Origin of the sequence: Truepera radiovictrix DSM 17093 (genome assembly GCF_000092425.1) — a bacterium.
In the GTDB taxonomy this organism is placed as follows: Bacteria; Deinococcota; Deinococci; order Deinococcales; family Trueperaceae; genus Truepera; species Truepera radiovictrix.
On record NC_014221.1, the window covers coordinates 2,459,030 to 2,472,393 of the forward strand.

Sequence of the window (13,364 nt, forward strand, 5' to 3'; positions counted from 1 at the left end):
CCGTAAGGGGCGCACGAAACCACCCCTCGGGGGTGGTATACTTGGAGGATGAAAGGGCGGACGCAAAAGGTCCTCGACCTCGTCACGGAGCGCTACATCCGCTCGGCTAAACCGGTACCGTCGTCGGACGTCGCGGCGCTTTTGCGGGTGAGCAGCGCGACCGTGCGCAACGAGTTCTCCAAGCTCGAGGAGGCGGGATACCTCGCGCAGCCGCACACCTCGGCGGGGCGCGTCCCGACGACGCGGGGTTTTCGCCGCTACGCGCGCTCCTTTTTGCCGCCCCAACCCCTACCGGCGGCGCAGCGCGCGCTGCTCTCGGCGCGGCTGCGCGGGGCGCACGGCGAGGGGCTGTTGCAGCGCGTCGCGAGCGTCGCCGCCGAGCTCTCCGGGTACGCGGTGGTCGTCAGCCTACCCGCCGAAGACGACCTCTTCACCCTCGAGGTGCACCTCTCCCCCCTCTCAGACACCCACGTCTTGGCGGTCGTGGTGCTGCAAAACGGCCTCGTGCGGCAGCTCGCCCTCGAGATCACCCCGGCGCCCAGCGAGCGCGACTTGCGCGACGCCGAGAGCAGTCTGCGGCAGCTCGCCCTGCCCGTACGGGAGTTTCCGGTGGCCCTTAGCGACATCGCGCGCCGCGAAGCCGAGGGGGTCGCGCGCACCTTTTTGGCGCTCGTCGAGGCGTGGCCGCAGCTCCAAGCGCCGCGCTTTTTCAGCTACGGGTTACGCAACCTGCTCACTGAGCCCGAATCGGCCGACCCCAGCTTCGTGCGGCTCGCCCTCGAGCGCGCCGAGCGCCCGACCGCCGTCCCCGCAACGTCCGGTGAGCCCGAACAGGGGGACGCCGTGACGCTCTTTTTCGAGGAATCGTTGGCGCTCGTTTCGGCGCCGGTCGGTTGGGGAGAGCTGCAGGCGCGGCTTTTTCTCCTCGGGCCGGTGCGGATGCGCTACCCCGAGAGCCTGATGATCGCCCGCGGGGTCGCCGACACGGTCGCCGAGCGCTTTGGAAGCTTCGAGGGTGCGGTCAACTAACCGGCTCTCGGTGCTGCTCTTTGCCACCTACCGCGAACAGGCGGGGTGCAAGGAGGTCGCGCTCGAGGTGCCCGCAGGGGCCACCGTGCGCGAGGTCGCCGCGCAGCTCGAGGCCGCCTTCCCCGAGCTCACCCTCCAGGGGGCGCTCGCCGCGATCAACGAGACCTACGCCGCGCCGGACGCCGTACCGGCCGCCGGCGACACGGTCGCCTTTTTCCCGCCCGTAGCGGGCGGCTCCGGCGCGGCGGAGGCGGGGCGAGACCACCTGTTTGTCGTCTCGGGGGCGCTCGACCTCGAGCACCTCCACGCGCTCGCTGTCGCCCCGCGCTACGGCGCGGTCGCGAGCTTCGTGGGCACGGTGCGCTCGCCCAACGCCGGGCAGCCGGTCAGCCACATCGACTACGAGGGGTACGAGGCGATGATCCTCACCCAGATGAAGCGTGCCGCCGCGGAGCTCCGCGGCCGCTTCGCGCTCGGCCATCTCGTCTTCGCGCACCGCTTGGGGCGGCTCACGCCGGGGGAGGCGTCGATCGCGATCGTGATCTCGTCCGAGCACCGCCGCGCCGCCCTCGAGGCGACGCACGCCGCCATCGACCGGCTCAAAGAGCTCCTGCCCATCTGGAAGCGCGAGGTGACCGAGGCGGGCGCGCAGTGGGTGGCGGGCTCGAGCGCCGCCGCCGAGACGCTTTAGCTTCAGGTTCCCCTGGGCTGAGGCCACCCCTGAAACCGCCGGGCTCAGTCTGCGCGGTAGAAGTTGCGCGGCCAAGCGTGGTCTTTAAGCCGCGCCAACACCTCCGGCGAGAGCAGCCGCCCGTCGGACACGGCGGCGTTTTGCGCGACCCGCGCCGGCGACCGCATCCCCGGGATCACCGTCGAGACGGCGGGGTGCGAAAGCGTAAAGCGCAGCGCCGCTTCGGCGAGCGTGGCGCCGTCCTCGGTCAAAAAGGCGAGCGCCTGCGTCCTTTCGTAGACCTGGGCTTTGCGCTCGCCCGCAAAGTAGCTCGCGCGCCAGTCGCCCTCCTCAAAGGTCGTCTCGGGGGTGATCGCACCCGTGAGCCCCCCTTCGTCGAGCGGCACCCGGACGATCACCCCGACGCCGAGGCGTTCGCAAGCCGGGAAGAGCCGCTCTGCCGGGGTTTGGTCGAAGATGTTGTAGATGACCTGCACGGTGTCGACCAGGCCGGTCTCGAGAGCCGCGAGCGCGTTTTCCGGCTCGTGGTCGTTGAGAGACAAACCGAACGCGCGGATGCGGCCGGAGCGCTTGAGCTCCTCCACCGTCTCGCGCCACGCCGCCTCGTGCGCCCAAGCATCGTCCCAGACGTGAAACTGCAAGACGTCCACCTGCTCCTTACCGAGGTTTTGCAGGGACTGGTCGGTGCACGCCAGCACGTAGTCTTTGGGGAACGTCTCCGCCAAGGTCGTCCCTTTGCGCGCGGGCCAGAGGCGGTTTTTGGGGGGCACCTTGGTCGCGATCACGACCTCCCGGTCGCTCCCCCCGACGACCTGGCCGATGAGCCGCTCCGAATGCCCCTCGCCGTAGCCGAGCGCGGTATCGATAAAGGTGATCCCCTCCTCGAGGGCGCGTTCGAGGGCCGCGAGCGCCGCGGTGTCGTCGCGCTCCCCCCAACCGCCGCCGATACCCCAGGCGCCGAAGCCGATCTCAGAGACGCGAATGCCAGTTTTGCCTAGCTGCCGGTAGTGCATGGTCGCCTCCTTACGGGACTACAGCGCCTACTAAACCGCTTTTTCGGGACGCCGAGGGCGTGCTAGGCAGCTTTTGCCGCCCCATACCCGGCCTAAGGGCCCCGCAGCGTGACGCGCAGCCGCTATACTAGAGGCCACACCCACAGGGGCGCGCCCCACGCACGCGCCACAAACCACCCGGGTACCGGCTTCTCGTAGGTACTGCCTAGACAGCCCTTGGAGGCACCATGTCCACCATGTCCGGCAAAGTCGCCCTCATTACCGGCGCCGGCGGCGGTATCGGCCGCGCCACGGCCCGTTTGTTCGCGGAGCGCGGCGCGCGCGTCGTCGCCACCGACGTCGCCGAGGCGGGGCTCGAGGAGACCGCCGCGTTGATCCGCGACGCCGGCGGCGAGGTCACCACGCTCAGGGTCGACGTCGCCAACGAAGAGGACGTCGCGCGGATGGTCGAGACGACCGTCTCGACGTACGGGCGCCTCGACTACGCCTTTAACAATGCCGGCATCGTCGGCGCCCAAGCGCCCCTTACCGAGCTGGCCGAAGCCGACTGGGAGCGGGTCATCGCGGTCAACCTCAAAGGGGTGTTTCTGGGGCTCAAGCACGAGCTGCGGCAGCTCGCCAAACAGGGTACGGGCGGCGCGATCGTCAACACCGCCTCCACAGCGGGCGTGGTCGGCAACCCCAACATCGCCGCCTACACCGCCTCCAAGCACGGCGTCATCGGCCTCACCAAGGTCGCGGCGCTCGAGCACGCCAGAGCGGGGGTGCGGGTCAACGCCATCTGTCCGGGGGTCATCAAGTCGCCGATGACCGACGGCTTTTCGGGCGGCGACGCAGCCGAGCTGATGAAAGACGTGCAGCCCGTAGGGCGGGTCGGACGCGCCGAGGAGGTCGCCGAGCTGGTGCTCTTTCTCTGCCACGACGCGGTGGGCTACATCACCGGGCAGGCCTACATCATCGACGGGGGGTACACCGCCCAGTGAAGCGAACGCCCTTTGCTGCGTCGCGGCAGACGAGCGCGCTTTGCCTCCGAGTGCACCTCGCCAACCCATAGCGGCCGCTTGAGCCGATAAGATGAGGGGGATGTTAACGTCACGACCGCGCCCCCCCCGCGCCGCTCTACGCGCTGCACACCCGACCTCGGTGGCGGGGGGTGCATGACCCTCCGCTACGGCCGGGTGCTCCTTAAGCCGCTGGCCGAGCTCGACCAGGCCGCCTGGCGGCGGATTCACGCGCACTTCCGCGACCCCGAGATCGCGCACCTCAACGGCACCCCGCCGAGCCGGCTGCCCCTGTGGCTTTTAAAACGCATTCTCAAAGCCGACGCCCGCCGCCCCGACCGCGAGACGTACGGCATCCTCGACACCACCGACGACGACGCCTACATCGGCACCATCGAGCTCTACGACATCCGCTTCGACCGCGCTACTTTGGGCATCATCATCGGCGAGCGGAGCCACTGGAGCCGCGGTTTCGGCCCCGAGGCGATGCGGGCGCTTTTGCACCGAGCTTTCGACGAGCTCGGGCTCGAGCGCGTGGTGCTAAGCACCTTCGGCGACAACGAACGCGCTCAGCACGCCTTTCGCAAGGTCGGCTTTCGCGAAAAGCGGCGCGTCCCCACCCCCCGCGGCCGCATCGACGTGCAGATGGAGCTGAGCCGCGCGGCGTGGCTCGAGGACCGGGCGCGGCGCACCGCCGAACAGCTCGTGCCCTAAGCGCTAGGCCGCGTCGGCACCTCCTCCCACCCGTTTTCGGCCCTGAGCCGCGCCGCCTCCCGCCGCACCTCGTCGCGCGCGCGCCACGCCCCCAACGTCCGCCGCGCTTCGGCGTAGGCCGCTTTGGGGTCGACGATCGGCGCGGGGTAGTGCTTGCCGACGACGCACCCGAGCATGGTCTGCACCAAGGGCGGCGCCGCCCACGGTTCGGCGAGGTCGTGCGTCGGCAGCCCCGCGAGCTCCGGCACCCAGCGGCGGATAAAGGCGCCCGTGGGGTCGTGGTCGCGGGCCTGTTTGGCGGGCGAGTAGATGCGCGGCGCGTGCACCCCCGTGACCCCCGACTGCATCTGCAGCTGCGGCCAGTGGATGCCGGGTTCGTAGTCGAGCCAGCCACGCGCCAGCAGCCGACCGACCGGGCGCCAGTCGAGCCAGAGGTGGTAGCAGGCAAACGAGACCAAAAGGGCACGCATGCGGAAGTTGAGCCAACCGCCCGCCTGGAGCGCCCGCATGCACGCGTCCACCATCGGGTAGCCCGTTCTCCCCGCTGCAAAAGCCTCCAGGCGCTCCCGCGCCAGCACCTCCGGCAATCCCTCGCGCATCCCGTCGAAGCCGCGGTTGAGGTTCTCGAACTCGGTGCGGGGGTACCACTCGAGCTTCTGGATAAAGGCGTCGCGCCAGCGCAGCCGCGTTTCAAAGGCCAGCAAGGCGCGCTCGAAGCGGCTCCCCGCGCCGAGGTGAGCACGCAGCTCGAGGCGCCGCCGCGCGCTCGCGGCAAACACCTGCCGCACCGAGAGGTTGCCCAGGGCGAGGTAGGGGCTCAGCCTCGAGGCGTAGCGAAGCGCCCGCTCCGGGCTCGAGATGCCGCCCAGGTAGCCGCGCCCCCGCACCGTCAAAAAGCTCTCCAGCGCCGCCCGAGCGGCCGCCTCCCCCGCCGTCGGGAGGTTTTGTGGGCTCGGCGCGAGCCCCAGCTCCCAGGGGGTGCGGAAGCGCTCAGCGGGAACCGCCGCGGGCGCGACAAGCCGTGCGGGCGGCGGGAGCCTGGCACCGCGCACGACGCCCGCGGAGGGGAACTCGTAAAACGGCACCCCGCGCGAGCGCGCCCACGCCCGCACCCGCCGGTCTCGCTCAAAGCTCGCCCAGTCGCCCGTCTCCTCGTGGGCGTAGAGGGCCGCTAGGGGCAGGTCGCGGTGCAGCGCCTCCAAGACCGCCGGCATCTCGCCGACGCGGAAGACGAGGCGCCCGCCGCGCGCGGCGAGCTCGGCCTCGAGGCTGAGGAGCGACTGGTTGAGGAGCTCTAGGTGCGCCCCGCTAAAGGTCTCAGCCCCGTACACCTCCGGTTCGTAGACGTAGAGGCAGAGCACCGCGCCCCGCCGCGCCGCCTCGCGCAGCGGGGCGTGGTCGGCGACGCGCAGGTCGCGCTTAAACCAGACGAGGTTGACGGGCTCGCAGTGGGGCACGGCGCAGTATACCTTAAATTATGAGGTATGGGGCGTGGTGTGACACGGCTGAGCGCCCCGAGTGCGCACAAAAAAGCCCTACCCGGCAGGTAGGGCGCTTGGTGGAGGCGGCGGGAGTCGAACCCGCGTCCGAAACCCCCTGAGACTGGCTTCTACGCGTGTAGTCACCGCTCGGTTGTCGGCGCGACCCGAGCTCGGTGACCCGCTCCTAGGTCGCGCTTACGCGCCTTTGCTTTCGCCTCAGCCCGGCGCTAGAGGCTTTCGGCTAGCCGACTTTGGGACGTTCTACCCGCGAGCCATCGGCTGGGCTTCGGGCGAACGGCCGCTGCGATTAAGCAGCGAGTGCGTAGCTGTTGCTGTTGCCAGTTATTGGCGGTGCCGTTTTTTAAAGAGGCCAACGGCGCCCTCTACGCGCTACCAAGTCCGCGGAAAGTCCCGTCGAAACCAGGTCGCCCCCTCGGGCCGCGCCTACGCCCGCGCGGCTTGGAGTTGGGCAAAGTTTATTTTAGCATATCGGCGCGGCATGGGGCAACGCAGCCAACGGGTTTGCTACACTTCGGTCATGCCGAGCGCTCCACCGCGCGTCGTCGCCGACGCCCCCCGCACGCCCCACACCACCCACGCCCCCTTGGCCGTCTCCATGCAGGGGATCGTCAAGCGCTTTCCGTTGGTGCTCGCTAATGACCACGTCACCTTCGAGGTGGCGTGGGGTGAGGTGCACGCGCTTATCGGGGAGAACGGGGCGGGTAAGAGCACCTTGATGAAGATCCTGGGGGGCGTGCAAGAGCCCGACGAGGGGCAGATCATCGTAGACGGCCAGCGCGTGCGCGTCGCGAGCGCCAAAGACGCCTTCAAGCTGGGGATCGGGATGGTGCACCAGCACTTTATGCTGATCGAACCCTTAAGCGTCACCGAGAACCTGGTGCTCGGCGCGGAGCCGCACCTCGGGCCGAGCCTGGACCTGCGTACGGCGCGGCGCAAGACGCGCGAGCTCATCACGCGCTTCGGCTTCGACATCGACCCGGACGCGCGGATCGAGTCGCTACCGGTCGGGTTGCAGCAGCAGGTCGAGATCCTTAAAACGCTCTACCGCGGGGCGCGCATCCTCATCATGGACGAGCCGACCGCCGTGCTGACGCCGCAGGAGACGCGCGGGCTCTTCGCCTTTATCCGCGAGTTCGCCGCTGCGGGCAACGCGGTCGTCTTTATCTCGCACAAGCTCGACGAGGTCATGGCGATCTGCGACCGGATGAGCGTGATGCGCGACGGCAAGATGATCGGCACCGTGAGGCGTGAGGAGACCGACCAGCGGCGGCTCGCCAACATGATGGTCGGGCGCGAGGTGCTTTTGCGGGTCGACAAGCGCCCCGCGACGCCCAAAGAGGTGCGGCTCGAGGTGCGAAACGTCACGCTGCGCAACCCCGGCAAGGACAAACCGGTGTTGCAAAACGTCTCGTTTTCGCTGCGCGCCGGCGAGATCCTGGGCGTCGCGGGGATCGAGGGCAACGGGCAGTCCGAGCTCGTCGAAAGCCTTACGGGGTTGCGCGCGGTCGACGAGGGGCAGATTCTCATCAACGGGCGCGACCTCACCCGTGAGGGGGCGCGGCGCGTGCGCGAGGCGGGGGTGTCGCACATCCCCGAAGACCGCAACGAGCGCGGGCTCGTCGGCCCCTTTAGCGCCGCCATGAATAGCGTGTTGGGCGACGCCTACCGCCCCCCCTTCAGCCGCTTCGGCTTTTTGCAAGAGGGGGCGATTCGCGCCCACGCCGAAAGGCTGATTCGCGCCTACGACGTGCGCCCGGCGTCGACCGAGGTGAGCGCGCAGAGCTACTCGGGCGGCAACGCGCAAAAGCTCATCGTCGCGCGCGAGCTCGAGCGGGGTCCACAGATCCTCATCGCCTCGCAGCCGACGCGCGGGGTCGACATCGGCGCCATCGAGTTTATCCACAAGCAGATCGTCGCCGCGCGCGACCGCGGGCTCGCGGTGCTCCTCGTCTCGGCCGACCTCAGCGAGGTCATGAGCCTTTCAGACCGCATCTTGGTGCTCTTCGAGGGCCAGGTCATGGGGGAGCTCACGCAGGAGGAGGCGACAGCGGAGCGGCTCGGGCTCATGATGGCGGGCTCCAAAGGCGGCGAGGGGGGCGAACCCGACGCCGTCGCGCGGGGCTACGAGGGCGCGGCGCGGGAGCTGCACGAGTAGGGAGCAACGAGACATGAGTGATGAGCCATGAGCAATGAGTAGGATTTGTCACTCGTTACTCATCACTCATGACTCGTGACTCATGGCTCATTGCTTTCTCCCTCGCCTTTTCGCGACGCTCCCCCCATTCTGGCTTAGGGCCCTGCGGCTAGACTCGAGGAACGAGCGGGCGCGTGTCGCCTGCACCCTCTACCTTCTGACCTCGAGGAGACCCATGAGCCAGACCACCAAGACAGAGCGCGACGCCCCCGCGGACGTCCCCTCGTACGTCAAGCACCACCAAGAGCCCTACAGGGAGGGCGTCAAACCCGACTACGCGCCGCTACGCTACCTAGACGGCTACCTGCCGATCGAGGACCACGGCCTTATCGGCGACCTCGCCACGGCCGCCCTCGTGGGGCGCGACGGCGCGATCACCTGGTTTTGCGCCCCCTTCTTCGACTCCCCCCCCATCTTCGCCGGCATCTTGGACCACCAGCGGGGTGGCCACTTCACCGTCGCCCCCGAGGGGTTGGAGACGGCGCGGCAGTACTACGTCGAGGACTCGGGCGTGTTGGTCACCGAGATGACCTGCCCGGGCGGGGTGGTGCGGCTCACCGACGCGCTGACCTTTCGCGCCGGCGCCGACCTCGCCGAGGGGACGCCGGTCGAGCGCAACGAGCTGCTGCGCTGCGTCACCGTACTGGAGGGCACCGTCCGGCTCAAGGTGGCGTGCCGACCGCGGGGGGGCGCGAAGGCGGAGAAGCGCAGCGGCGGTCTGCGGGTGCACCTCAACGACCGCCCCGACGAGCACCTGCACCTGCTCTGCTCGAGGCCGCTCGAAGGGCTGGAGAGCACCTTCGAGCTCGCCGCAGGCGACGAGTTCTACCTCCGTCTCACCTGGGGGACCCCGCCGCACCGCTACCAACCGCTCGAGCCGAGCGAGGTGCTAGAGAGCACCGTGGCGTCGTGGCGGCGCTGGCTGGAGACCTTTTCGTACGAGGGGCTGCAACAAGACCTCGTGCGCCGCTCGGCGATCACCCTCAAGATGCTCGACTACAGCCGCTCGGGGGCGATCGTCGCCGCGCCCACCTCGTCGCTCCCCGAGACGCTGGGCGGCGAGCGCAACTGGGACTACCGCTACGCCTGGGTGCGCGACGCGGCCTTTTCGGTCTACGCGCTGCGGCGCGTCGGCTTCCCCCACGAGGCGCGCGGCTTTCTGGGGTGGGTGCTCGACGCCGTCGAACGGCATAACGGCCCCAAGATCCTCTACACCGTCGAGGGCGACCTGCCCCCCGAAGAGGTCGAGGACGCGGAGCTCGAGGGCTACCGCAAGTCCCCCCCCGTGCGCTGGTATAACGGCGCCGCCGACCAGATCCAACACGACGTCTACGGTGAGATCATCGACTGCGCCTACCTCTGGGCGATGGCCGGCGGCGAGATCGACATGCCGTTGTGGGAGAAGCTGCGCGAACTCATCGAAACGGCGCGCGAGGCGTGGAAGACGCCCGACCAGGGCATCTGGGAGGTGCGCAGCAGCGGGCGGCACTTTACCTACTCGGTGGCCATGTGCCACGTCGCGCTCGACCGCGGCGCGCGCCTGGCGCAGCGCTACGGGCTGCCGGGGGACATCGAGGGGTGGCGCAAGGAGGCCGAGACCATCCGCGAGGCGATCCTTGGGGGCGCCTGGAACGAGGAGCTCGGCGCGATCACCGAGCACTTAGAGGGCGACGGCGGTCTCGACGCGAGCCTCCTGACGCTCCCCATGCGCCGCGTCGTGCCCGCCGAGCACCCCAAAATGGTCGCCACCACCGAGGCCGTGGTCAAGACCCTCGGCACCGACGGCGACGCGCACGGGCAGGGCCTCATCTACCGCTACCTCCCCGAAAAGTCGCCCGACGGCCTCGCGGGCGAGGAGGGTGCCTTCGTCCTCTGCTCGTTCTGGGTGGTCGACAACCTCGCCTACCAGGGGCGTTTGGAGGAGGCCGAGGCGCTCTACAACGCGCTCTGCGCGCGGGCGAACCACCTGGGGCTGATGTCGGAGCAGATCGACCCGCATACGGGCCTCTTCCTCGGCAACTTCCCGCAGGCGTTCTCGCACATCGGCATCATGACGAGCGGCGTCAACCTCATGCAGCAAAAGCGCAAACGCGAGGCCGCTCAGGGTGCCTAGCGGGGCGACGCGCGTCGCTATTTTGGGAGCGGACGGCGACCTGACGGCGCGGCTCCTGCTGCCGGCGCTCGCCGAACTCGTCGAAGCGGGCCGCTGCGGCCCGCTCGAGATCCTCGGCGTCGGTTTGGGACCCTACACCACCGAGAGCTTTCGCGAGCGCGCCGCGCCCTGGCTCAAAGAGCGGGCACCGAGCGTCAGCGAGGCGAGCCGCACCCGGCTTCTGCACGCGCTGCACTACACCCGGGGCGACGTCACCGACGCGGCGGTGCTTGGGGGGGCGCTGGCACCCGAACGGGGTCCGCTGGTCGTCTACTTGGCGCTCCCCCCGGCGGTGTTCGCGCCGGCCGTTCGCGCCCTCGTCGCGAGCGGCGTCACGGGCGAGAGCCGCGTGGTGGTCGAAAAACCCCACGGCCAGGACCTCGCCTCCACGCGGGCGCTCAACCGGCTGCTGCACGCACACTTCCCCGAAGCGCACCTCTTTCGCATGGACCACTTTCTGGGCAAACAGACGGTGCAGAACGTGCTCGGGCTGCGCTTCGCCAACCGCCTCTTCGAACCCCTCTGGAACGCGCAGCACGTGGCGCGCGTCGAGGTGCGCTGGGACGAGACCTTGACCTTAGAGGGCCGCGCCAACTACTACGACCGCGCGGGGGCGCTCGTCGACATGCTGCAAAACCACCTTCTGCAGCTTGCGGCGCTCGTCGGGATGGAACCGCCGCGGACCCTGGGCGAGCGCGACCTGCGCGACAAAAAGCTCGAGTTCTTGCGCGCCGTGCGCTCCCTGAGCCCACAGGAGGTGCGCGCCCAGACCGTGCGCGCCCGCTACGGTGCCGGTCGGGTCGGCGAGCGCGCGGTGCCCAGCTACGAGGACGAGGACGGGGTGAAGCCGGAGCGCGGCACCGAGACCTTCGCCCAAGTCGCGCTGTGGGTGGACAACTGGCGCTGGGCGGGCGTGCCCTTCGTGCTGCGCTCGGGCAAGGCGCTCGGCAGTGACCGCCACGAGATCGCCGTGCACTTTCGCGAGGTCCCCTTCTTGGCCTTCGGACAGCCCGAACACCCCACGTGCAACGTCTTGCGCCTCGGCTTCAACCCCGACCGTTTGGACCTCAGCCTCAACCTCAACGGCGCGGGCGACCCCTTCGAGCTAGAAGGTGCCGAGTTGGGCTTGACGCTCGCCCCGCAGCGGCCGAGCGCCTACGCGCGGCTTTTGCAAGACATCTTGGAGGGCGACCCCGCGCTGTCGATCCGCGCCGACGAGGCCGAGGAGGCGTGGCGCATCGTGACGCCGATTCTAGAGGCGTGGCGCGCGGACGAGGTGCCGATGCAGGAGTATCCGGCGGGGGGGACGTTCGAGCCGTGAGGCGGCGTGACCTGCCGGTCAAGGCTAAACGGTAGTGGGGAGGCTTAAGCCGTGCGGATAACTTACCTACCCGACGAAGCGGTAGACGAAGCGCTAGACGCCGAACTCCGGACGCTCCTCACCCGCTGCTTTGGAGGGGCGTTCAGGTCCAAACGCTACCACTTCGAGATGCCGCAACACCGCTGGCTCGCCTTCGATGAGGACGCGCTCGCCGCACACGTCGCCGTCCACGACAAGACGTTTGCGTGTGGTGAGCGCGCAGTTCCCTTTATCGGCGTCGCCGAGGTCTGCGTCGCCCCGCCCTACAGGGGGCGCGGCTTGGTCAAAGCGTTACTTAAGGAGGCCGAAGCGCACTTTCGTAAGGGGCCCTTCGCCATCCTCTTGGGCGATCTGAAGGTGTACGGCTCGAGCGGCTACCGCCCGGTTCACAACGTCTACTTCCCCTTTGAAGACGCCACAAAACCGCAGCCCGGCGTGCTCGTCAAGCCGCTACGCTCCGAAGTGTGGCCCGAGGGGCGCGTCACCATCGAGGGGCCGCTCTTCTGATAACCGCACCCCTTACTCTAGAGACGCCAAAAACCGCCTCAGCCGCGCCGCTAGCTGCGGAAACTCGATCAAAAAGGCGTCGTGGCCGTGTGGCGAGCGCACGCGCGCGTACTCGGCGTTCGGCAGCCCCGCGACCAGCTCGCGCTGCTCGCGCTCGGGGTAGAGCACGTCCGAGTCGATACCCATCACCAAGGCGGGCATGGTGAGGCGCTTGAGCACGTCCTTGAGGCGGCCGCGGCCCTCGGCGAGGTCGAAGTCGTCCATCGCGCGCGTCAGGTAGAGGTAGGTGTTGGCGTCGAAGCGCCGCACCAGCTTGACCCCTTGGTAGGCGAGGTAGGACTCGATCTCGAAGCTCGGGGCGAGCAGCTCGCGCGTCTGCGACACGCGTTCGCGGCCAAACTTGGCCTCTAGCGACTCCACCGAGCGGTACGAGAGCATGGCCACGGCCCGCGCCAGCCCGAGCCCCGCCTCGGGCTGCGTGCCGACCGGGTAGTCCCCCCCCATCCACGCGGGGTCGCTCGTAATGGCGCGCCGGGCGACCTCGTTGAGGCCGATCGCCCACGCCGAGTGCCGCGCGCCGACGGCGATGGCGACAAAGCTGCGCACGCACTCGGGGTACGACGCGGCCCACTCGAGCACCTGCATCCCGCCCATGCTCCCGCCGATCACGGCTTTCAGGCTCTCGACCCCCAGGGTGCCCAAAAGCCGCCGCTGCACCGCGACCATGTCGCGCACGGTGTAGCGCGGGAAAGCGAGGCGGTAGGGCGCGCCCGTAGCGGGGTCGACGCTGCTCGGGCCGGTCGTCCCGTAGCACCCGCCGAGCACGTTGCTGCAAAGTACGAAGTGCGTGCGCGTGTCGATGGCTTTGCCCGGGCCGATAAGCGGGTCCCACCACCCCGGCACCTCGCGCTGCCCCGGCGCCGAGGGGTGCACCCCGGCCGCCTGCGCGGAGCCGGTCAGGGCGTGGCAGAGCAAAACGGCGTTGTCGCGCGCGGCGTTCAGCTCGCCGTAGGTCTCATAGGTGACGCTGACGTGCTCCAAGACGCCGCCGTACTCGAGCCGCAGCGGGTCGTCGGGGGTAGCGACCACGGCGACTTGCGGCTGCACCACCCCCACGCTCCCGCTCGGGGCGCTCGCCGAGCGCGCGAGGAGCGCCGCGTGGTCGCCCCAGGTCTCGTGGATCAGGGTGCGCGTCACGGCG

11 protein-coding genes and 1 other RNA gene are annotated in these 13,364 nt (G+C 69.3%); 8 read left to right on the plus strand and 4 right to left on the minus strand.

Features of this window, described 5'->3' with window-relative positions:
• The first annotated feature begins 48 nt into the window (after positions 1–48).
• Positions 49–1,029, plus strand: coding sequence for a DeoR family transcriptional regulator (locus TRAD_RS11275; protein ID WP_013178740.1), 981 nt, complete (start codon positions 49–51; stop codon positions 1,027–1,029).
• Positions 1,016–1,720, plus strand: coding sequence for a molybdenum cofactor biosynthesis protein (locus TRAD_RS11280; RefSeq protein WP_013178741.1), 705 nt, complete (start codon positions 1,016–1,018; stop codon positions 1,718–1,720). The genes TRAD_RS11275 and TRAD_RS11280 overlap by 14 nt, the downstream gene beginning before the upstream one ends.
• A gap of 44 nt (positions 1,721–1,764) precedes the next feature.
• On the opposite strand, the gene TRAD_RS11285 is transcribed toward TRAD_RS11280, so the two are convergent.
• A complete protein-coding gene (locus TRAD_RS11285) occupies positions 1,765–2,733 on the minus strand; it encodes an aldo/keto reductase (RefSeq protein WP_013178742.1) in 969 nt (322 codons plus the stop codon).
• 227 nt (positions 2,734–2,960) lie between these two features.
• On the opposite strand from TRAD_RS11285, the gene TRAD_RS11290 reads away from it, so the two are divergent.
• Both TRAD_RS11290 and TRAD_RS11295 read left to right on the plus strand, forming a co-directional pair.
• Positions 2,961–3,716: an SDR family oxidoreductase gene (locus tag TRAD_RS11290; RefSeq protein WP_013178743.1), complete on the plus strand. Its 756-nt coding sequence runs from the start codon at positions 2,961–2,963 to the stop codon at positions 3,714–3,716.
• 174 nt (positions 3,717–3,890) lie between these two features.
• On the plus strand, positions 3,891–4,448 hold the full coding sequence (locus tag TRAD_RS11295; protein ID WP_013178744.1) for a GNAT family N-acetyltransferase: 558 nt from the start codon (positions 3,891–3,893) through the stop codon (positions 4,446–4,448).
• Here TRAD_RS11295 and TRAD_RS11300 read toward each other — a convergent pair.
• Positions 4,445–5,905, minus strand: coding sequence for an FAD-binding domain-containing protein (locus TRAD_RS11300; RefSeq protein WP_013178745.1), 1,461 nt, complete (start codon positions 5,903–5,905; stop codon positions 4,445–4,447). The genes TRAD_RS11295 and TRAD_RS11300 overlap by 4 nt on opposite strands.
• A gap of 99 nt (positions 5,906–6,004) precedes the next feature.
• Positions 6,005–6,362, minus strand: a transfer-messenger RNA (tmRNA) gene (gene ssrA / locus TRAD_RS15765).
• Between the two features lie 183 nt (positions 6,363–6,545).
• On the opposite strand from ssrA, the gene TRAD_RS11305 reads away from it, so the two are divergent.
• From TRAD_RS11305 to TRAD_RS11320, 4 genes are all read left to right on the plus strand, one after another.
• Positions 6,546–8,105 carry an ABC transporter ATP-binding protein gene (locus TRAD_RS11305; protein WP_373466580.1) on the plus strand — a complete coding sequence of 520 codons (1,560 nt, stop codon included), beginning with the start codon at positions 6,546–6,548 and terminating at the stop codon, positions 8,103–8,105.
• A gap of 214 nt (positions 8,106–8,319) precedes the next feature.
• Positions 8,320–10,257, plus strand: a complete 1,938-nt coding sequence (locus TRAD_RS11310; RefSeq protein WP_013178747.1) for a glycoside hydrolase family 15 protein — start codon at positions 8,320–8,322, stop codon at positions 10,255–10,257.
• Positions 10,250–11,617, plus strand: coding sequence for a glucose-6-phosphate dehydrogenase (locus TRAD_RS11315; RefSeq protein ID WP_013178748.1), 1,368 nt, complete (start codon positions 10,250–10,252; stop codon positions 11,615–11,617). Before TRAD_RS11310 ends, TRAD_RS11315 begins: the two co-directional genes overlap by 8 nt.
• 51 nt (positions 11,618–11,668) lie before the next feature.
• The gene (locus TRAD_RS11320) at positions 11,669–12,163 is read left to right on the plus strand and encodes a GNAT family N-acetyltransferase (RefSeq protein ID WP_013178749.1); all 495 of its coding nucleotides are present in this window, start codon (positions 11,669–11,671) and stop codon (positions 12,161–12,163) included.
• A gap of 12 nt (positions 12,164–12,175) precedes the next feature.
• Here the strand turns inward: TRAD_RS11320 and metX are convergent, their stop codons facing one another.
• On the minus strand, positions 12,176–13,360 hold the full coding sequence (gene metX, locus TRAD_RS11325) for a homoserine O-acetyltransferase MetX (protein WP_013178750.1): 1,185 nt from the start codon (positions 13,358–13,360) through the stop codon (positions 12,176–12,178).
• Between the last annotated feature and the right edge of the window lie 4 nt (positions 13,361–13,364).